The 18,300-nt window shown below is 69.1% G+C and carries 17 protein-coding genes and 3 pseudogenes; 11 read left to right on the forward strand and 9 right to left on the reverse strand.

Features of this window, described 5'->3' with window-relative positions; translation table 11 throughout:
• Nucleotides 1–106 precede the first annotated feature (106 nt).
• Nucleotides 107–316, reverse strand: a complete 210-nt coding sequence (locus ACIQRL_RS23610) for a helix-turn-helix domain-containing protein (RefSeq protein WP_401335493.1) — start codon at nucleotides 314–316, stop codon at nucleotides 107–109.
• 97 nt (nucleotides 317–413) lie between these two features.
• On the opposite strand from ACIQRL_RS23610, the gene ACIQRL_RS23615 reads away from it, so the two are divergent.
• Nucleotides 414–1,100: a pyridoxal 5'-phosphate synthase gene (locus ACIQRL_RS23615; RefSeq protein WP_401334628.1), complete on the forward strand. Its 687-nt coding sequence runs from the start codon at nucleotides 414–416 to the stop codon at nucleotides 1,098–1,100.
• A gap of 194 nt (nucleotides 1,101–1,294) precedes the next feature.
• Here ACIQRL_RS23615 and ACIQRL_RS23620 read toward each other — a convergent pair whose 3' ends face one another.
• Nucleotides 1,295–1,954: an MSMEG_1061 family FMN-dependent PPOX-type flavoprotein gene (locus ACIQRL_RS23620; RefSeq protein WP_401334631.1), complete on the reverse strand. Its 660-nt coding sequence runs from the start codon at nucleotides 1,952–1,954 to the stop codon at nucleotides 1,295–1,297.
• 315 nt (nucleotides 1,955–2,269) lie between these two features.
• Here ACIQRL_RS23620 and ACIQRL_RS23625 point away from each other — a divergent pair, with 315 nt between their 5' ends.
• The 3 genes from ACIQRL_RS23625 (at nucleotide 2,270) to ACIQRL_RS23635 (ending at nucleotide 5,286) form a co-directional block, all read left to right on the forward strand.
• A complete protein-coding gene (locus ACIQRL_RS23625; protein WP_401334633.1) occupies nucleotides 2,270–2,431 on the forward strand; it encodes a hypothetical protein in 162 nt (53 codons plus the stop codon).
• Between the two features lie 154 nt (nucleotides 2,432–2,585).
• The gene (locus ACIQRL_RS23630) at nucleotides 2,586–3,233 is read left to right on the forward strand and encodes a DUF4328 domain-containing protein (RefSeq protein WP_401334636.1); all 648 of its coding nucleotides are present in this window, start codon (nucleotides 2,586–2,588) and stop codon (nucleotides 3,231–3,233) included.
• Between the two features lie 1,129 nt (nucleotides 3,234–4,362).
• On the forward strand, nucleotides 4,363–5,286 hold the full coding sequence (locus ACIQRL_RS23635; protein WP_401334639.1) for an ADP-ribosylglycohydrolase family protein: 924 nt from the start codon (nucleotides 4,363–4,365) through the stop codon (nucleotides 5,284–5,286).
• 235 nt (nucleotides 5,287–5,521) lie between these two features.
• Here the strand turns inward: ACIQRL_RS23635 and ACIQRL_RS23640 are convergent, their stop codons facing one another.
• The 5 genes and pseudogenes from ACIQRL_RS23640 to ACIQRL_RS23660 all read right to left on the reverse strand — a co-directional run.
• Nucleotides 5,522–6,358 (reverse strand): transglutaminase domain-containing protein, encoded by an 837-nt coding sequence (locus ACIQRL_RS23640; protein WP_401334642.1) that lies wholly within the window; start codon nucleotides 6,356–6,358, stop codon nucleotides 5,522–5,524.
• Between the two features lie 1,085 nt (nucleotides 6,359–7,443).
• Nucleotides 7,444–7,833, reverse strand: coding sequence for a hypothetical protein (locus ACIQRL_RS23645; protein ID WP_401334645.1), 390 nt, complete (start codon nucleotides 7,831–7,833; stop codon nucleotides 7,444–7,446).
• A 484-nt stretch (nucleotides 7,834–8,317) separates the two neighbouring features.
• Nucleotides 8,318–8,865 (reverse strand): annotated as a pseudogene (locus ACIQRL_RS23650) (transposase family protein); the annotation flags it as partial.
• Nucleotides 8,834–9,490 (reverse strand): HAD-IA family hydrolase, encoded by a 657-nt coding sequence (locus ACIQRL_RS23655; RefSeq protein ID WP_401335496.1) that lies wholly within the window; start codon nucleotides 9,488–9,490, stop codon nucleotides 8,834–8,836. The gene ACIQRL_RS23655 and the pseudogene ACIQRL_RS23650, both read right to left, overlap by 32 nt.
• Nucleotides 9,491–9,899: 409 nt before the next feature.
• A pseudogene (locus ACIQRL_RS23660) lies at nucleotides 9,900–10,613 on the reverse strand (IS5 family transposase); the annotation flags it as partial.
• A gap of 21 nt (nucleotides 10,614–10,634) precedes the next feature.
• Here ACIQRL_RS23660 and ACIQRL_RS23665 point away from each other — a divergent pair.
• From ACIQRL_RS23665 to ACIQRL_RS23675, 3 genes and pseudogenes are all read left to right on the forward strand, one after another.
• A complete protein-coding gene (locus tag ACIQRL_RS23665) occupies nucleotides 10,635–11,027 on the forward strand; it encodes a hypothetical protein (protein ID WP_401335543.1) in 393 nt (130 codons plus the stop codon).
• A 212-nt stretch (nucleotides 11,028–11,239) separates the two neighbouring features.
• Complete coding sequence (locus ACIQRL_RS23670) at nucleotides 11,240–11,455, forward strand: DUF6243 family protein (RefSeq protein WP_393055604.1); 216 nt, start codon at nucleotides 11,240–11,242, stop codon at nucleotides 11,453–11,455.
• A gap of 392 nt (nucleotides 11,456–11,847) precedes the next feature.
• Nucleotides 11,848–11,994 (forward strand): annotated as a pseudogene (locus ACIQRL_RS23675) (DUF1015 domain-containing protein); the annotation flags it as partial.
• Between the two features lie 85 nt (nucleotides 11,995–12,079).
• Here ACIQRL_RS23675 and ACIQRL_RS23680 read toward each other — a convergent pair.
• Nucleotides 12,080–12,376, reverse strand: a complete 297-nt coding sequence (locus ACIQRL_RS23680) for a hypothetical protein (protein ID WP_401334647.1) — start codon at nucleotides 12,374–12,376, stop codon at nucleotides 12,080–12,082.
• Nucleotides 12,377–12,453: 77 nt separating this feature from the next.
• Here ACIQRL_RS23680 and ACIQRL_RS23685 point away from each other — a divergent pair, with 77 nt between their 5' ends.
• The 3 genes from ACIQRL_RS23685 (at nucleotide 12,454) to ACIQRL_RS23695 (ending at nucleotide 16,435) form a co-directional block, all read left to right on the forward strand.
• Complete coding sequence (locus ACIQRL_RS23685; RefSeq protein WP_401334650.1) at nucleotides 12,454–14,061, forward strand: hypothetical protein; 1,608 nt, start codon at nucleotides 12,454–12,456, stop codon at nucleotides 14,059–14,061.
• An 88-nt stretch (nucleotides 14,062–14,149) separates the two neighbouring features.
• Nucleotides 14,150–14,365: a hypothetical protein gene (locus ACIQRL_RS23690; RefSeq protein ID WP_401334652.1), complete on the forward strand. Its 216-nt coding sequence runs from the start codon at nucleotides 14,150–14,152 to the stop codon at nucleotides 14,363–14,365.
• 312 nt (nucleotides 14,366–14,677) lie between these two features.
• Complete coding sequence (locus ACIQRL_RS23695; protein ID WP_401334654.1) at nucleotides 14,678–16,435, forward strand: amidohydrolase; 1,758 nt, start codon at nucleotides 14,678–14,680, stop codon at nucleotides 16,433–16,435.
• Nucleotides 16,436–16,482: 47 nt separating this feature from the next.
• Here ACIQRL_RS23695 and ACIQRL_RS23700 read toward each other — a convergent pair whose 3' ends face one another.
• Complete coding sequence (locus ACIQRL_RS23700; RefSeq protein ID WP_401334657.1) at nucleotides 16,483–16,929, reverse strand: MarR family winged helix-turn-helix transcriptional regulator; 447 nt, start codon at nucleotides 16,927–16,929, stop codon at nucleotides 16,483–16,485.
• A gap of 114 nt (nucleotides 16,930–17,043) precedes the next feature.
• On the opposite strand from ACIQRL_RS23700, the gene ACIQRL_RS23705 reads away from it, so the two are divergent.
• Nucleotides 17,044–17,973 (forward strand): alpha/beta hydrolase, encoded by a 930-nt coding sequence (locus tag ACIQRL_RS23705; RefSeq protein ID WP_401334660.1) that lies wholly within the window; start codon nucleotides 17,044–17,046, stop codon nucleotides 17,971–17,973.
• Nucleotides 17,974–18,300 lie beyond the last annotated feature (327 nt).

An 18,300-nucleotide genomic window follows, 5' to 3' on the forward strand; every position in this document is an offset into this window, starting at 1 on the left:
ACGGTCATGGCGACAGCCTGGCGCCGCTGTCTTTCCGGGTGCGGCACCCACGATTGCCGCCGTGCCACGGGCCGCTCGCACTCCCGCTTCGCCCGGTGCGTGGGGTTCAGCTCGACGAGCGTGCACGTCGAGCGCGCGCGGCGGGCACCTTCGTATCCGACGGTGGCAGGTTGTCGTGGCACAGCAGGACGGTCCACAGGTCGAAGCGGTCGGCGGGGCGGGACAGGTCGCGGCCGGTGAAGTGCTCGATGCGCTGGACGCGGTAGTGGACCGTGTTGACATGCAGGTCAGGGCCTCGGCCGTGCGCCGTCCCGATCCACGCCGCTCAGTCAGTTGCGGCACTGCTTCCCGGACCACGGCTCTATAGGGTCGAGGGGATTCCGGTCCGAGGTACTGACGATCAAGGGGGCCCAGTGGACGCGAATGATGGTGCTCGGGAGGCCGTTGGCGTGCGGGAGTGGCTGCGGGGTCTGGAAGTGTTCGCGGGCCCGCTCGCGGACTTCGAGCCTGCCGACGCCCCGACTGAGCCGGTCGCGTTGTTCCTCGGCTGGCTGAGGAAGGCCGTCGCCGCAGGTGTGCCCGATGCCCATGCCATGACGCTGTCGACCGTCGCCGAGGACGGCAGCCCTGATGCCCGGGTCCTCATCCTCAAGAACGTGGATGCCCATGGCTGGCAGTTCGCCGTGCACGCCGGCAGCCCCAAGGGCCGCCAGCTGGCCGATCGGCCCAGCGCGGCGCTCACCCTCTACTGGCCCCTCCTCGGCCGCCAAGTGCGGGTGCGGGGCACATTGGAGCGCGAGTCCCCCGAGCAGAGCGCCGCCGATCTGCTGGCCCGGGCGCCCTCCGCCCGCGCCGAGGTGCTGCTGGGCCGCCAGAGCGAGCGTCTGGAGAGCTCCGAGGAGCGCGACCGCGCCTTCCGTACGGCGCTGGCCCGCATCGAGTCGGATCCCACTCAGATCAGCCCCGAGTGGACGCTCTGCACCCTCGTTCCGGGCACGGTCGAGTTCTGGCAGGCGGACAAGGGCCGTCTCCACACCCGGCTGCGCTACGAACGCCCTGATCGTCACAGCTCGTGGGAACGCCACATGCTGTGGCCGTAGCTCCGCCGGCGGAGGGGAAGCCGCGCGGCCTTGGCGGCCACCACCTCCGCAGGGCCGTACCCGAGCGGCCCGGATGCACCTGTCAACAGGGGTGCCCAGAAGGCCAATTACGGGACGCGCCGCGATTGATCTCGGGACGTGCTTGGTCTGGGGCTGGGGCGGGGTTGGTGGTTCAGCGGCCACCGGTCGGCCCGTTACTCGTACCGGTACTTCAGCGAGTCCGCCTCCGCCTGCTGGATGTCGGCGATCGTCAGCTCCGGCATCCGCAGCTGAGCCAGCGTCACCTCGGCGGAGGTCGGCTGGGCGTCCGCCGACAGCCACTGCTCCGGCTTCCAGGCCGCGCTGCGCAGAAGCGACTTGGGGCAATGCGGGTAGACCTCCTCGATCCCCAGCACCAGCGCGCTGGCCGGCGGCTTGCCCACGGCGGTCAGCTGCGACAGCAGCTCCGGGCGGGTGGAGACGCAGGCCCGGCCGTTCACCCTGAGCGTCGTGGTGCGCCCCGGGATGAGGAACAGCAGTCCGGCCCGTCCGGTGGCGACGACGTTCTGCAGGGTGTCCAGACGCTTGTTGCCGGTCGCGTCGGGTATCGCCAGCGTCCGTGCGTCCAGGACGGCGACGAACCCGGCGGGGCCGCCGCGCGGGGAAACGTCACAGTTGCCGTCGGCGTCCGCGCTGGCGATCAGGACCAATGATGAGCAGCCGATCAACCGCCGGGTCTGTTCGGTGAGTTCGGACATCTGCTTGCGCACGGCCGCGTCACCGGGGAGTTCGTAGACCTGGCGCAGCGTCTCCTGGTCGGGTACGGCGTCGAGGCGGAGCGAGTCGAAGGCACTGCCGGCAAGGGGTGTCGTCATGCCTCCGACCCTATGGGGCCGACGTTCGGTTGATCGTGGTCGGTGGGTATGGGGACATGGAGACAACCGGGATATGGAGACAACCCTCTTCGAGGACGAGGACGAGGACGAGTCTCCGTCTCGACGACGCCGCTTCTGGCCCCGGACTACCCCGCCCAACCGGCCGCACACCAGGTCAGACCGATAGCGGTTTGGCCCGTTGCTCATCAGGTCCATGACCTGCCATGATCCGAGGCCGATCCATGATGATCACAGGGGACTTCAGACATGCGACTGTTGAGGCTACGAAGTCTCAACACCGCGTCCCGTCGCAGCATGAAACCAGCGACTATTTCGCTGCTGGTCACGATGAGCATCACTGCCATCGCCGTTACGGGGTGCAGCTGTTCCGACGATGAAGGACTGCCGGTGCGGGTGGTCAATGAGTCGGCATGGGATGCCCGCGTGCTCGACATCGCAGAGGCCGTCAAAAGCTGAGGTCCAGTGGTCGCGGTTGCCTGCTCGCACGTCACGGACCGCTCCGGCCTACCGTCCTGTCGCTTCGCCCCACTGTGTACCCGAGCTTCCCCGGGGATAAGATCCGCTGCCGACCTGCGGGAAGTCCGAATGGGCGGCTTCCAGGGGGTGTGAAATGGCGGAAGCGGTCAGAATTCCGCGCGGGCAGGGCCGGTTCGCTTGCGTCGCGCTCGCCGCGTTCGCGCTGGTGACCGTCGCGGCCGGGCTGGCCGCATGGCACAAGTACCAACTGCTCGCGGGATCAGCCGCACCCGGGCCGTACGTCGACAACCCACTGGTCGAGGTCGACACGTACTTCAGAAACCTGATGGGCTGGCGGACAGGGCTGCTCCTCGCCGCCCTGCTCCAGTTCAGCATCTGGCTCGCGAATATGCGCGACGTCGCGGAGGTCCTCTGGCGGCAGGGACAGCGTCGGCGCAGGGCGTGGCTGGTCTTCGGCTGGGTGATACCGGTGGCGCAGCTCTTCGTACCCAAGATGTTCGTCAACGACCTGTGGGCTGCCGCCCGGCCAGAACCGCGGCGCCGTCGCGGACATCCCCTGCTCACGGCATGGTGGCTGTCCGTCCTCGTCGCGGCGAATACGTACACCGATGCCCCCAAGGAACTGAAGAGGGCGGCCACCGCGAGCCAGGCTCGCCAGGCTCTGCGCCAGATCATGGTCAGCGACGGCCTGGACATCTGTGCCGCCGCACTGTCGGTCATCGTCGTCTGGCAGCTCATTCACAGGTTGGAACGCGCACTGACGGCGACAGCCCCCGCCTAGGTCTGCCGGGCGAGCGGACCCGGAGCCTGAATCCCTGGGTTTGTGCATGCCCAGGCGGTCGGCGGTGTCTCTTTCGACGTCCCTCCAACCCCGCGCACCCCAGGAATGTTGCGTACGGGCGCTGCTGCCGGCTCGATGTGAACTTCCGGGCTTCTGTCCTGCTCGGACCGCCCGCACCGAATGCCTGTCAGGGCAGCCGAGGTCACCTCTGCTCGCGAAGGGTCTCTGAGGTCTGCCGGTACGTCAGGCGGCCACTTGGGCCTGGTGACGGTCGATCGTCGGCGTGCGGGCGCACCCGATCCGGAGGCAGCCGCGGGGATCGCGGCACGATCACGGGACCCCAGGGCGCGTAGAAATCAGGTATGTCTCCCCCGTTGACGCAGCCGCTCACCAGCCGAGGCTTCCGGCCTTTCTGGCGCCAGCCGGCCAGTCTGACCTCTGGCGACGCACAGCATCACGTAGCCCGTCCGAAGCGCGCCAAGAAACGAACCGACGGTTCCGTAGTACAAGAAGGCCGAGATGACCCCCGATCCTGACATTGCCCAATACAGGAAAAGAATTGAAAAACCAATAAAATAGCACAAGTTGATGGCCAGTAGCGGCCACCCTGAGTCCGTTTTGGCTCGGTTGAGCCGAAGCCACATTGTTCGTGGAATATGAGCGGGGTGTGGGCTGAAAAGTCGTTTGAGCTCGCCGGTGAAAGATCGTTGCGCCATAGCCCTGTATGGAACAGCCGAAGGCATCGGGTGCACAAGATGGGCAGAGGGTTGGCCTCCCGCCAGGCTCCGGTTGCGGCCGCTGCCGTCGGCGTCTGCCCGGCTCCCGGTGCGGGGCGGGCAGCAGCCGGAAGACTGCTGTCACCGCCAGGTGCGCGCGATCCGGTGTCTCGTCGCGGGCGAAGGCTCGTGGGTGCCATGCCCGCGGGCTCCCCCGCCTGGACCGTGTTTACGCCTAATCCGCCGCCGGCCCGCACGATCACCGGCAGGTCCAGCGCCGCGTCCACGGCCTCCAGCACCTCGGCCAACCGCCAGGGCCCCCGCGGCTTCGCTGCTGCCTGACAACCCGCTCGCACACTCAGCCGTCCTACGGCGAGAATGCCAAGGCCACCGATCATCTGAGGAGCTTTGCCATGAGCAGTCACCAGCACGCCCACTCCAGCCTGGACGGGCTCGCGATGGGCGACGCCTTCGGTGACGGCTGGTTCACTCGCTCCGACGAGTGCGCCGAGGATCTGCTGGCTTCGCGGAGTCCGCGGCCTGTGCCGTGGCTGTGGACGGACGATTCGGCCATGTCGTTCGTCCTGTTCGCGCATCTGACGGCTCATGGGGAGATCCGTCAGGACGACCTGGCACGGGAGTTCGCCGCCGAGTACGAGCGCGACCCGGGGCGTAAGTACGGACCGTCCATGCACGGTGTTCTGCGGCGCGTCGGTGAGGGCGCGGACTGGCAGGCCGTCACCACGGGGCAGTTCGGCGGACAGGGTTCCTACGGCAACGGCGCCGCCATGAGAGTTGCCCCGCTGGGGGCCTGGTTCCGGGACGACCTGACGGCCGCCGTCGAGCAGGCCCGGCTGTCGGCGCTGACCACCCACGCTCACGCAGAGGCGGTCGCGGGGGCAGTGGCCGTGGCCGTCGCCGCCGCGCTGGCAGCCTCCAGCGTGGGGCAGGACGCTCCGCCGCGCGCCGAGTTCCTGCGTGAAGTCGCCTCGCACGTGCCGGACAGCGACGTCCGCTCCGGGCTGCGGGTGGCCGCGGACTTCTCCGAGCGCACTTCGGTGCGCCACGCGGCGTCCGTACTGGGCTCGGGGACGCTGATCTCGGCTCCGGACACCGTGCCGTTCGCCCTGTGGTCTGCCGCCGGGCAACTGGACGACCTGCCCGAAGCTCTCTGGCAGACCGTCGCCGGGTGGGGTGACCGCGATACGACCTGCGCCATCGCGGGAGGCATCGTCGCGGCCCGCACCGGCACAGGTGGTGTCCCGGCCGCTTGGCGGCAGGCCCGCGAAGACATTCCCGCCTGGAGCCGCTGGGATTCCGGCGCGGGTCTGCGCTAAGGGGCACTGGACCGGCCTCGACCGCGGAACCCTGTCGGTCGTCACCGGCTCACGGGGCAACGGTCCCGGCCGTCCCGCCTCCGCCTACCAACTCCGCCCGACCCAGCTCCAGCACCTGAGACTCCTACGAGGCCGTCTCCCGGACGCACTCACCTACGGCGCGCTGGCCCTGCGGCTCGACGAGCCCGTACGGCACTGAGACTTGTCGCCGATCACCATCAACGCCAGCAAGATTTCACAGCGGCGGCTCGATCAAGTGCGGCGGGACCGCGAGGTCGGCGCTGGCGAAGAGACGTGCCAGGCCCGCGGGTTCGTCCCGGACACAGTGCGAGGCGACCACGTCGATCAGATGGGGATACGCGGCTGATGTGAAACCGTGCTGAGGCACTGCCATGCGGCCCCACCTGTCCGTGGGAAGCATCTCCAGCTTGCAGAGCGCCGCAAGATCCAGGACCACACCGGCACTGATCCCGGGTGCCATGTGAGCGCTGTCGGTGCCCGGCGCCTTGGACCCACGCCGGTCCAACGAACCGTTCCTGTAGAGCTGCCACGTCTCACCGGCCGTGACGAAGTCGATCGACGCCTCTGCCGCACCGGCAGGGGCCCCGGTGCCGGCCGGGTCGGGATCCATGCGTATCCAGCGTTCGTCGCAGGCGCTCCACCACTCCGCTGTCCACCGCATGGGAGGCGTCTGCCGGCCGGTGGCGGTGCGGAAGCCGCAGCGTACGCGGGCGGCGTAGCCACGCGCCCGCAGCAAGGAACAAGCCAGGGTGGCGGAATGGCGCGTCGTGCCCACCACGCGGGCTTCGAGCGGACGCGGGCTGACGAGACGTTCCGGCCACAACCGGCTCAGGACGGCGAGCAGATCACGGACCGGCCGAATGTTCTGCTCCTTGAGCCTGTCCTTGGGGACACCGGCCGCAGTCGCGTCCTCCGGCGAGAGAACCAGACTCCGCGCGGACGCACAGATCGACACGGGATCGTCGGGGAGACCGTCGAGCAGCCAGTGCTGACCCGGATCGAGGAACGTCATCGGACCGTGCTGGACGTAATCGATTACGACGTTGACCACGGATGCCTACCTTTACCGATTCCCTATGTTTTGACGCCACATCGAAGTGCGGTGGCGAAGTCACGTCCCGAGAGGAGCGACGGCCCGTGCAGCCGTCATCACAGCCAGGCCGGCGAACAGTGTCTTTGACCCTCCGTCGGTCCGCTGATCGCCGGCTGAGGGTCGCGTACGAGGTCAGGATTGCCGGAGGCTCGGGCAACCCTCAACGCGCGAGCGAGCCGGTCGCTGCGTCGCACCGGGATCCCGCGCTTTCCAGCAATCGCATACGCCCCTCCACGGGAGGGCCTGTCCTCTGTGCCGTACCGCAGGAAGTGCACAGTTCGGTCACCCGGTTCGTTGGAGGGCGAAGACGACGCGAGATCCTCTCCGCAGGGGCGTGCCCGCACGCAACGTACACCGGCGAGGGCCGCGGTACCAACGGCCGCCTCGGCTACGACACCGTCGCCCGTGCAGATGATTCACCTCCGCGGTTTCGACCTCCGTTCGATGCCCATGGTCACGCGCCGCTCCCCTGCCCTGACCCGGTGCGCACGGGACAAGAGTCGCGGATGTACCGGCGGACCTGAAGACACAGGGGACTCACGTCAGACTCCCGTAAGAGTCACCCCCGGTATCGCGGAGCGCTCGTGCTCGCGGCAGCCCGACCGCCGACGCTCGCACCGCTACCGCTCCGACGTTTGGGTCGCGCCGCCGGGCCCGGGCCCGGCGGGGACTCCAGCGGCGCGGCCCGCGAAGGACGGGCGGGTGGTCACCACCTGCCGAGTCGCCCTGGGCTCCCGATCGCGTTGAAGGAGAGACGGCAGGGCAAGAGCGGTCGCGGCCGCCGCGAACAGCGTCGCCACGACGTCGCCGCCGGGGCGGCTACCAGGCCGGCCGGGCAGCATCATGACACCGGAGTCGCTCGCGCTGACGTTCAAGCCGTAGGCGGACACGGCCGGGGAACTCTGCGCGAGCTGAGGCCGAGCAGCGCGAGGTGCCGGACGCCGCCATGACTGACCTGCGGGTCAGCCCGGAATCCTCAATCCCGTTACTGAGGTTTTCTCAGAGAAATGATCTTGCGAACCAGCCTGTCGCGGTGGACGGAATCACATCCCTGACGGGATGGCGAACGGGTCATACCCCTCAGGCATGAAACAGCCGTAGTCCTGCAGTGGTTGCGGATCGTTGAGCACGATGCGCTTCCACTCGCCCGCAGGTGAGAGTCCGTCTGGGCGGTCCAGAACTCGTTGGCCTGGGAGTCCGGCGGACGCTGGTGCGTCGGCTGCGAGTCGACCGAAGCGGTCCAGCAGAGCCCACACAGCGTCGTAGACATCACGGATTTCCTCGGCTGCCCTTTCGTCGGTGATTTCAGGGGAGGCTTCGCGGTACGCCTCGCGGGCCGAAGCGACAAAGCGCTCCGGATCGATGATCACCACGTCCTGGCGCATCCGAACGCTGATCGTCATACCCGGCGTCGGGGCTGGCATCTCATCCACCGGCCCACGGTACTGCGTCGCAAGCGCGACCAACCGCGGATTCTCCCTTGTGCACGGCCAGCAGGGCACGCCCCGGCTGTGAGGTCCACTGGGCATTCGGTTCAAACTCGGACACCGAGCCATCTTGACCGGTACGGATCGAGCGGGACCTGGCGGCGGACGAGCATGAATCCCCTGGCAGCGTAGCCGGTTCTCGATGGTCCACTGCGCGCGGGCGAGTTCCCCGATCCGTTGGGGTGAGGCCTGCTGGTGCGACGGGTCAGTGGCGCGTAGACGGTCTGCCGGGTCAGCTTCGCCGACTTCACGTTGATGCGGTATCGGGTGATCCGGGCGGCTTGGACTGCGTGGGGGAAGTCCAGGCCCAGGTCGGTGATGGTGAGCACGCGCACCGCGCGGGTTTCACGGCGGCCGTGCCCACGTCCGCGCTGATAGTGGCAGGCGCTCACCTTGGGCCAGGGCAGCGACCGCAGTGCCGCGGACACCACCCGGCAGCGGCTTTGGCGCCGGATTGCTCCCACGCCCTGCAGTCGTTGCGGTTGCCCGGCAGAGGCCGGCCGACCACGACGACCCGGCGGGTATCGGCGTCGATGACCATCTGGTGGTTGGTGGAGTACCTGTAGTTCTTGGACTGCTCGGCGATCGTGTGGTCGCGGGTGGATACCAGGGTGCCGTCCGCGATGAGTACGGCGCCTCTCGCGAAGCGGCGCCGGGGCTGAAGCGCGAGGAGCGGACCGAGGTGGTCGATGATGCGGTCGGCAGCGGATTTAGAGATGCCAACAGCGGGGCGAGCCGGCGCATCGTCAAGTTTGTGCGCCAGTACGCCGTGACCAACAGCGTCCTGTCTGCCGGCGGCAGGCTCCACGCCCTGCCCCGGCGGGTGGCGTCGACCCCCTCGCGACGCGGCGCCGTCACCAGTTTCATGAACTGGCGCGGGCTCAGCCCGGAGTACGGGACTGTCCAAGACGGCTCCGACGCCGTGATCACACCAGCCCCGTCAAGATCATTCCACCGCGGCTGGTCCCTCCAGCCCATGAGGGTGGGGTCCGGACACGAAGGCAAGGACGTCGCGGGCCGCTTCGCGCAGGCTGCCGAAGTGACGATGTACGCCGTCCACCGCCGCAGGGGCGTTGACACCCCACACCGTCATCCCGGCACGCAGCCCGGACTCCACCCCGGAAGGAGCGTCCTCGATGACCAGACAGTCCTCCGGTCTGGCACCAAGTCGCGCGGCTGCCTGCAGATACGGCACAGGCGACGGCTTGCCTTCCTCCACGGCGGCCGCATCCACCAGGACCTCCGGGACCGGCAAGCCCGTCCGTGCGAAACGTCCACGCACCCGGTGCCCATAGTTCGAAGTCACCAACGCCCAGGACCCGGGCCGCAGAGCACTCAGCAGCTCCGCGGCGCCACCGAAGGCCGTATAGACACCGGAACGGACGTCCTCATCCTCCAACGCATGCAGTGAGGCAAGACACTCCCCGGGATCCTGGTCCGGAGCAACCTGCGCGAAGGTCTCCATCGGCCTCGTCCGCAACGCCACTCGGTAGACCTCATCGGGGTCCAGTCCGTATCGCTCTGCCCACGTTCGCCAAACCAGGCGCTGATTGTCCACGGCGTCGATCAACGTGCCATCAACATCAAACAGGACATACCTCATCGCACCGGACCGACCGGATTCACTGATCACGCTTCGATCATGCCATCGGTCCCTGAGCAGGCAGTTGGCGCGACAAGTCTTAGCCTGGCCGACGGATCATGCGAGTTGGCGGGTTGTTCGGGGCAGGGTGGTGAAGGTGGTTCCGATGCTGTAAGTCGCGGTTATGGATGACGCGATCTGCGGTACGGGTCAGTCCGCGTCCGCTGCGGCAGATTCAGCCTCCGGTAGCGCCGGATAGTCGGTCGGGTAGAGCCCGGCCGCGAAGCCATACACCACATCGCCTGCGCGCGTGAGCTGCGCGTAGTCGTTGGCGAGCTCCAATTCGCTGTCGTCCTACGACCCGGACGCCGCCAAGCTCCTGACCCAGCGGGCGATCGAGTTCCTCGGCTCACGCTAGGTTGTTGGCGGGTCATGCGCAAAGCCAGAGGTGCAGGGCTGCGACGGTCACGGTGCCGTAAAAGACATACTCCCTCTGGTCGAAGCGCATGACTACTGCCCGGTTCGCCTTCAATCGGTTGATCAGCCGCTCGACTTCGTTTCTGGGGCCGTAGCGTGCCGCATCGAAGCCGGTGGGTCTGCCGCCGCTGCTGCCACGGCGCAGGCGGTGGGCCCGCTGATCACGGCGTTCGGGGATGGTGTGCTTGATCTGCCGACGCCGCAGGTAACGGCGGTTGCGGCGTGACGAGTACGCTTTGCCGCCGCTGAGATGGTCCGGCCTGGTGCGGGGACGGCCGCCGTCCAGCCGAGGCACGCGAAGGCGGTCGAGAACCGGGATCAGCTGGGGGCATCGCCCCACTGGCCGGGGGGTGACCAGCATGGCAGGAGGCCGAAGACCGCCCTCACCTGCCAAGGGAATCTTCGTTGTCAGGCCGCCGCGCGAACGGCCCAGCGCCTCATCGGGGCGGTGCTGAGCGGGCCGGGTGCGCTCGCGCGCTTACTGCGGCGCCTGCTTGCGTGCGCCGGCGGCGTGTTGATGAGCGCGGCACACCCTGGAGTCCACACTCACCATGGACCAGTCGATCCGGCCGTCCGCGTCGGCACCAGCCTGGACGGCCCGGACGATCCTCTCCCAAGTGCCATCCGCGGACCAGTGCCGGTGCCGGCCGTAACAGGTCTGCCAGCTTTCCTCGGCCGGGCTCCTAGGATGAGCTTCATGGCACACGGTGAAGATCTGCCGGAACCGTTCTGGGACATCAAAAGCGACCGTGGAGTCCAACTGCCTCTGACCGACCTGGCGATTCTGGAGGCTGAGCGGCTGTTGAACGTCACGCTCCCTGTCTCCCTGCTCGGTCTCCTCCGCAAGCAGAACGGGGGCCTGGTCGTATCCAGTCGGGACGCCTTCCCCACAAGCCGGCCGACCTCATGGGCTCCCGACCATGTGCCCTTCGACCAGGTCATGGGCATCGGCCACCGCGAACAGGCGCTGTCCATTGTCGACAGCCCGTACCCGGTCGAAGAATGGGGTCTGCCCACCCGGTCGGGCGGCGACCATCGGCAGGTGCCGGCAGTGCTGAGATTCCCGGAGGGAAACGGCTGACCCCGGGCACTCGCCGAAGACCCGGCCGACGCCGGGACGGCGAAACGGTTGGTGTGCGGGGCCGACGGAACCGGGTAACGTCTTTGCCATGTTCTTCCAGACGCCGATTTACGAGTGAGAGCGTGACGGGCCCCCGCTGACCTCCTTCGACGGCGCCGCCCGTCCCCACCGCTGAATCCGTAGATCACTTCACATCATTACCGGGAGAACCCGTGACCGTGAGCAAGAACATCAACAACCCCGTGGGCATGGGCGGCGGCCAACGCAAGAGGCTGTCCCGCGCCGAACGGCAGAACAACGGTCCGCACCGCAACCTCGACCGACAGGGTGCAGCCGACCAGAAGGCGGAGCTGGTGCGCAAGATGCGCGAGAAGGCAGCCGCAGCTGAGGGCGCCGGGCAGGCGGGCGACGACACCGCACAGAGCTGACGCACCGCCGCCGCAGGGCGGCACCGCACGAGGCAGGGCCCGGACCCGCGACGCCCGGTCCGGGTAAGGCACGCAAGACGGCCGCCAGGCTCCCCACAAGATCATGCGATAGCCCCCTCCTCCAGGTGGACTTCGTCGTCTGACCATGTGCGGCGATACGCGCGTGGTCAGAGTGCGTCAGGTCGGGGCTCGGTTCGATGCGCTGCAAAATGCCTGTCCAGTGCCCCGGCCTGGGCGCCGTCCGACCGCGGAGGGTAGTCGACTCGGTACTGCGCCTCAGCTCGCCACTGAGGTCGGGGCGTTGCGTGCTGAGCCGCGCACGTCGTCATGCGTAACTCTCGGGCACCTGCAAGGAGTTCGTAGGCCTCCCACTGGGTGTCCCGACGCCGCCGGACGGAGGCACGGCCGTCCTGATGCACCCGGTCCACGAGGAGGTCGTACGCGATCTCGCCCGCCAGCGGGTCACGATGCCGCGCAACTCGACGTCGTTCGGCCCGAAGCCGGCGTCGGGACTGGTCCTGCGGGCGCTGACTCCCTGACGGTCGCGGCCCCGGAAACGCCACGTGGGCGGCGGTACACCTTCCAGTGTCCCGCCGCCCACGTGTTTGCGCCGCGGTACCGGCGTCAGCTCTGCGGACGGTGAGGAGCGTCGTCCTCGCGGTCGTCCTCGACGAGCGCATCCACGAACTCGACGCCGTCCAGCTCCGCGAGCCGGTCGGAGGCGTCCGTGCTGCTGTCCTTGTCGGACTCGACCGTCTTGGCGAAGCACTCGCGTGCCTCGCCCTCACGCCCGGCGGCGAGAAGCGCGTCGAGCCTGAGCGCGACAGGTCGACGACTGTGCTCATCCGTGTCCGGCCTCCTGGACCACGTCACATCGTGCCCGGCGGCGCGGACACCTGATTCACGGCGGGCCACAACCATTTACGCACCTTGCGGGTCACACCTGCGAAGCACGGCGGGCCGGGACCCTCCCGGCGCACGGGGAAGGTTTCGGTCGGATGGCACGACAAGCACGGGTACGCGCGGTCGCGACGGCGGCGGCGGGCGCGGTGGCGCTGGTGGCAGGGGTGTTCGGCACGGGTCCGGCCCGCGCCGACACGGCGGACGCCGCACGAGGGATGACGGTCCAGTTCGCCGAGCACGAGCTCTTCATCGGGACGGAGCCGGCGAGCGTGAACCTGTCCTACCGGTGGAAGGTGGCCGGCGGGGGCACAGCACACCACGTCCACCTGACCGTCGACCTGTCCGGAGTGGCCGACTTCGCCGAGCCGGCACCGTCGGAGCACTGCAAGGGCAACCTCTGCACGCTGGACCTGGCGTCCGCCACCTCGGACTTCCACGCCATCACGCTGGTGCCGAAGCCCGGTGCGGCCGTCGGCAGCAGTGGCACCGTGACCGTCTCCGGCACGGCGTCGGACGCCACCGTCACCGGCGACCACCTCACCCTGACCAACGGCAAGACGCAGCTGAAGGTCAGCGCGTCCGCCGAGCAGCTGGACCAGGTGCCGGGCGACATGCTGAACTTTCCGCTCGACGTGTGGAACAACGGCCAACGCCCGGCGGCCAAGGGGGTGGAGCTGCGGATCGACACCACCGCCGGGCTGCACCTCCAGGGCTCCTGGGCCAACTGCCGCGACGTGTCCGCGAGCGGCCGCGGGGGGCACATCGTGCGCGAGACCCTGTGCGACTTCCCCACCCCGGTGGAGCCCGGCCGGCAGTACGCGTTGTCGTCGCCGCTGCGCGTCAAGGTCGGCGACGAGGCCCTGCGCGACAAGATCTTCTACGAATTCACCCCGCTGACCAGCGCCGCCCCGGCGAACGGCCCCGGGACCCCGCTGACCCTGGTCCCGAGGGGCGCGATGCCGTCCGACGGGAACATCGACCCGTACTTCACCACCTACGTCAACAGCGTCAACCACGCCGACTTCGCCGTCACCGGAGACACCGTCACCGGGCGGCGTGGCGGTCACGCCACGCTGCACGCCACGGTGATCGACCGGGGGCCGGCGGTGGTGGAGGACCTCCTCGACGACGAGGCCTTCCTCCCGGTCCTCGTCAAGCTGCCGCCGGGCACGAAGGCCACGAAGATCCCGGACAACTGCCAGCCGCCGCCCACGGACGACGGGTCGGACCCCGGCCCCCGGATGGGCCGGTCCTCCTACCAGTGCTACTTCGGTGACCCCGCCCCGGGGGACAGACACGTCCTGTCGTTCACCGTCGCTATCGGCCCCCGTACCCCGGCCGTCTCCACGGGACAGGTCCGCACGCTGGAGGTCATGAAGGGGCTCGACCCCGACGCCTCCAACGACAGCGCGGCGCTGACCCTGCGGCTGGCGCAGGACGGCTCCGCGGGCGGCGGCACGGCCGGCGGGTCCGGGGGCGGCGGTACGGCCGGCGGGTCCGGGGGCGGCGGTACGCCCGGCGGGTCCGGCTCCGGCGGCGCGGCCGGAGCGTCCGGCTCCGTTTCGGGCGGCCCTTCGACAGGGTCCGGACCGCTGGCCGACACCGGATTCGGCGGCGGCTGGATCGTCGGGGCGGCCGGCGCGCTGTTGCTGGCCGGTGGTGTGGCCGTAGCGCTCTCCCGACGGTCCCGCGGCGGGAACTGACACGTCGTCCGGGGGTCCGGAGGGGCCCCCGGACGGGTCAGGGGCGGAAGCCGTCGGTGACGGTCGCAGCAGCAGCGCCCGCGACGGCATGCTCTACGCCGACCCGATGCAGCCCGGCACCGGGATCGGGGCTGTGGTCCCCGAGGGCTGGAGCGCGCTCGGCTTCACATCGCCCGGAGCCGGCCTCACTCAGTTCCCGGGGGTCCTGGTCGAGCGCTTCTGCATCCACAACGGCCTTGCGTGCGATACCGCGTCGCTTGCGTCGGCCTACGGCTTCCTCACCGGCACACACGGGCTCTACTGACATGACGGCGATGTCATGGCTCAAACGATCGCCCACGACGACGGCGACGGGCTCGTCTGGTATTCCTCCTGACCCGATGCGGCCCGGCGGCGAGCGTCCGTGGCGGACGGCTTCACGATGTCCGGCGCACCGCCGCGACCTTCTGCCGATCCCGGGTGTCCCAGAGACGTTCGTCGGGTGAGTCCCGTGTGCGATGTGCCGAGTCGGCTTCACCCTGCGCTACTGGCCGGCGTCGCCCGCTCGCGATTCGCATGCAAGTGACTACTCTTCGTAGTGAAGGCTGGTCACTCATAGGCGAACAGGTGGTGTGTGATGTCTCAGGTAATCCCGCCGGGAGCGCGGTCTGGGGATGCCGACATCATCTTCTCCGGCGGTTCCATCGTGACGGTCACCGACGACAAGTCGGCAGCGCCCGAGGCGGTGGCCGTCAAGGACGGCCGGATCGTCTTCGTCGGCAATCTGCCCCAGGCGCGGGCCGCGTGGCAGGGACCAGACACGCGGATGCACGCACTGCTGCCCGATCAGGCTCTGCTGCCGGGCTTCATCGATGCACACGGCCACGTCACCGGCACCGGCCTGCAGGCCACGATCGCCAATCTCCTGGCCGCTCCCGACGGCGACATCACCGACATCGCGTCCCTCCAGGACAAGCTGCGCGAGTTCGCCGAGAGCGAGGTGGGGAAACGCTCGGACTGGGTCATCGGTTTCGGTTACGACGACTCCATGCTCGCCGACGGCAAGCACCCCACCCGCGACGACCTGGACGCGGTGTCCACCGAGAAGCCCGTGCTGGCGATCCATCAGTCCTTCCATCTGGGAGCGGTCAACAGCCTGGGGCTCGAACGACTCGGGTACACCGCCATGACACCGGACCCGGAGGGCGGAGTGATCCGGCGGAGGCTGGAGCGCGCAACCGACTCCGGGCCCGTGTACGGGGAGCCGAGCGGCGTGCTGGAAGAGACCGCGTTCATCCCCGCCGCCGACCTGGCCGTCGCCGGGATGGACCCCGTCGACAGCGGGCAGTTCCTGACCGTGGGCCTCCTGTCGGCGGCGAGCTTCGGCTTCACGACCGTGCAGGAGGGGGCAGCGAGCCTGGAGGTCCTGGGCCTCATGCGGCAGGTCGCGGACGCCTACCCCGCCGGCCTGCCCACCGACGTGGTCGTCTACGTGAAGGCCGAGCAGGCCATGAAATCCCCTGCCACGGTCCAGGCGAGCCGGGAGTACACCAAGGGCCTGCGCGCGGCCGGGGTGAAGCTGGTCCTGGACGGCTCACCCCAGGGGCGCACCGCCTGGCTCACCGAGCCCTACCTCACCCCGCCCGACGGCCAGGACGAGGAGTACTGCGGCTATGCGGCCCTGCCGGACCAGGATGTCCTGGCCCAGGTCCGGGCGGGATTCGCCAACAACTGGCATGTCATCGCGCACGTGAACGGCGACGCCGCCATCGACCAGCTCATCCGGTGCGTGCGCTCGGCCACCGAAGAAGCCGGACAGGACCGGCGTACGACGGCGATCCACTGCCAGACGGCCCGTGAGGACCAGATCGAGGCGTTCCGGGAACTCGGGATCATCCCGTCGTTCTTCTCCATGCACACCTACTACTGGGGCGACTGGTACCGCAAGACCGTGCTCGGCCCCGAACGCGCCGTCGACATCTCGCCCGCCCGGTGGGCGGTGGACCGCGGCATGGCCTACACCTCGCACCACGACGCACCCGTGGCCCTGCCCAACTCGATCGCCATCCTGTCCAGCCAGGTCACCCGCGTCACCCGCACCTCAGGAAGCGTTCTCGGTCCGGACCAGTGCGTGTCGGCGCTGGACGCGGTGAAGTCCATCACCATCAACGCCGCCCGCCAGTACTTCGAAGAGGACACCAAGGGCAGCATCGAGGTGGGCAAGCTCGCGGACTTCGTGATCCTCAGCCACAACCCGCTCACGATCCCCGAGCGGAAGATCAAGGACATCACCGTCGTGGAGACCATCAAGGAGGGCAGGACCGTCTACCCGCCCTCTCCCACGCTCCCCGCCCCCGTTCTGCGAAAGGCCATGCCCGCAGCCCACCACTGCTGACGCCCCGGGATGTCGCCCTCGCGGGGCCGAGCGTGGGTCATGTCCCCTCAGCCCGGTCGGCCGTGGGAGCCCTCTTCGAGGGTCGCGCGAAGGGTGGTCAGGGTTGCGGCGATGCGGGTCAGGTCGTCAGGGGGAATGGTCGCGGTCAGCGAGATGAGTGCGCTTTCGACAAGGGGGCGGGAAGCGGCCAACTGCTTCTCGCCCTCGGACGTGAGGCGCAGGACGGACGAGCGGCGGTCCTGGGGGTGCGCGACCCGCAGGCACCAGCCGACAGCCACCAGCCGGTCGACCGCCTTGCTGACGGCCCCGACGGTGATCGCCAGTTCGCCGACGATGTCGAGCACGCGGCACCCCGGCACACGGTCGATGATCTCCAGAAACTCGAACTGTCCCAGCCCCAGGCCTTGTTCGGCGCGCAGCCGGGCGCTCACCGCGTTGTAGAGCCGGGTCTCGACGCGGACGAGGTCGGTGAAGATCGGGGTGACGTGGCTCAAAGTATCCCTCCAGGTAGATTCCTGGGAATCATCTTCCTTGGAATCTGGTTGGGCTCAGGCGGATGGATTCCCAGGAATGCATCCTCGCATCCCGCCCACCCCATGGAGGCCCTCATGTCCCGACAGCAGCGCGACGCCCTGGACGCCATGCTCCGTTCCGCCCCTCGCAGCGAGACGCGGCCCGCTCCCGGGAAGCAGCGCAGCGGTTTCGCCGGAGCCGTCACCCGCCCCGCGCCGGAGGGCGTGCTCACCCGCAGGACCGTCCTGGGCGGGCGGCCGGCCCTGGAGCTGGAGCCGGCCGAAGTCTCCGGCCGCGGCCGACTGCTCTACCTGCACGGCGGCGGCTACGTCGTCGGCTCACCGGACACCCATGCGGGACTGGTCGGCGAACTGGCCCGCCGCGCCGGACTGCGAGCGATATCGGTGGATTACCGGCTGGCGCCCGAGCACCCCTTCCCCGCGGCCGTCGACGACGGGCTGGCGGCCTATCGCGAGCTGCTGGCGGCGGGCACAGACGCACGGGACCTCGTCATGGCCGGTGACTCCGCCGGTGGCGGCCTGAGCATCGCCACGCTGCTCGCGGCCCGCGAGGCCGGGCTGCCGCAACCGGCCGCCGTGGTCGTCTTCTCCCCGTGGGCCGACCTCACCCTCACGGGCGAAAGCATCCGTTCCAAGGACGGCGTCGACCCCATTTTCACCGAGGCAGACGTGCGCGCCTACGCCGATCCCTACGTCGGCGCGGGTGACCGGGCGCATCCCCTGGCCAGCCCGGTGTTCGCCGACCTCACCGGGCTGCCCCCACTACTCGTGCAGGTCGGGGCGAACGAGGTGCTGCTCGACGACGCGGTCAGGCTGGCCGGCCGCGCGGGCGCCGACGACGTCGAGGTCACCCTCGAAGTCGGGCCCGGCCTCCCCCACGTCTTCCAGCACCACTACGGCCACCTCGACGAGGCGGACGCCGCACTCGACCGCGCCGCCCGCTTCCTCACCGCCCACCTGAGCGCCGGACACCCGGACGCCGACCGTCTCGAGCGGGCCCACTGACGCCGACCCTGGCGGCCTCCACGCGATGTCGGCGACGCCCGCAGCAGCACCATCGCCGACATCACGAGTTCAAATTCCTTACGTTGTTGGTGGGTTGATTCATTAGCTGGTCTTGCCGCTGCCCTCGGGCTCGGACCCGGCAGATGAACGACGGCGGACGGCGACCAGGGTGATGACGTCGGCGACGACGAGGCACGCATCTTGGGCTGGAGCGGCCGCCCGTGGGGGACGACTCCGCCGTCGGCCAGGGCCATGTCGGAGAGCAGCGCGCCGAAGTCGGGCTGCCCGAGGTCCAGTTGGCGTTGCATGGCGGGTGAGGTGGGGCCG

Source organism: Streptomyces sp. NPDC091209 (assembly GCF_044757755.1).
In the GTDB taxonomy this organism is placed as follows: Bacteria; Actinomycetota; Actinomycetes; order Streptomycetales; family Streptomycetaceae; genus Streptomyces.

Excerpts from the sequence above, each read along its gene's own strand:
- ACIQRL_RS23695 (WP_401334654.1), top strand. The coding sequence starts at position 14,678 with ATGTCTCAGGTAATCCCGCCGGGAGCGCGGTCTGGGGATGCCGACATC.
- ACIQRL_RS23685 (WP_401334650.1), top strand. The coding sequence starts at position 12,454 with ATGGCACGACAAGCACGGGTACGCGCGGTCGCGACGGCGGCGGCGGGC.
- ACIQRL_RS23665 (WP_401335543.1), top strand. The coding sequence starts at position 10,635 with ATGAGCTTCATGGCACACGGTGAAGATCTGCCGGAACCGTTCTGGGAC.
- ACIQRL_RS23625 (WP_401334633.1), top strand. The coding sequence starts at position 2,270 with ATGAAACCAGCGACTATTTCGCTGCTGGTCACGATGAGCATCACTGCC.
- ACIQRL_RS23635 (WP_401334639.1), top strand. The coding sequence starts at position 4,363 with ATGAGCAGTCACCAGCACGCCCACTCCAGCCTGGACGGGCTCGCGATG.
- ACIQRL_RS23620 (WP_401334631.1), bottom strand. The coding sequence starts at position 1,954 with ATGACGACACCCCTTGCCGGCAGTGCCTTCGACTCGCTCCGCCTCGAC.
- ACIQRL_RS23690 (WP_401334652.1), top strand. The coding sequence starts at position 14,150 with ATGCTCTACGCCGACCCGATGCAGCCCGGCACCGGGATCGGGGCTGTG.
- ACIQRL_RS23655 (WP_401335496.1), bottom strand. The coding sequence starts at position 9,490 with ATGAGGTATGTCCTGTTTGATGTTGATGGCACGTTGATCGACGCCGTG.
- ACIQRL_RS23705 (WP_401334660.1), top strand. The coding sequence starts at position 17,044 with ATGTCCCGACAGCAGCGCGACGCCCTGGACGCCATGCTCCGTTCCGCC.
- ACIQRL_RS23630 (WP_401334636.1), top strand. The coding sequence starts at position 2,586 with ATGGCGGAAGCGGTCAGAATTCCGCGCGGGCAGGGCCGGTTCGCTTGC.
- ACIQRL_RS23680 (WP_401334647.1), bottom strand. The coding sequence starts at position 12,376 with ATGGTTGTGGCCCGCCGTGAATCAGGTGTCCGCGCCGCCGGGCACGAT.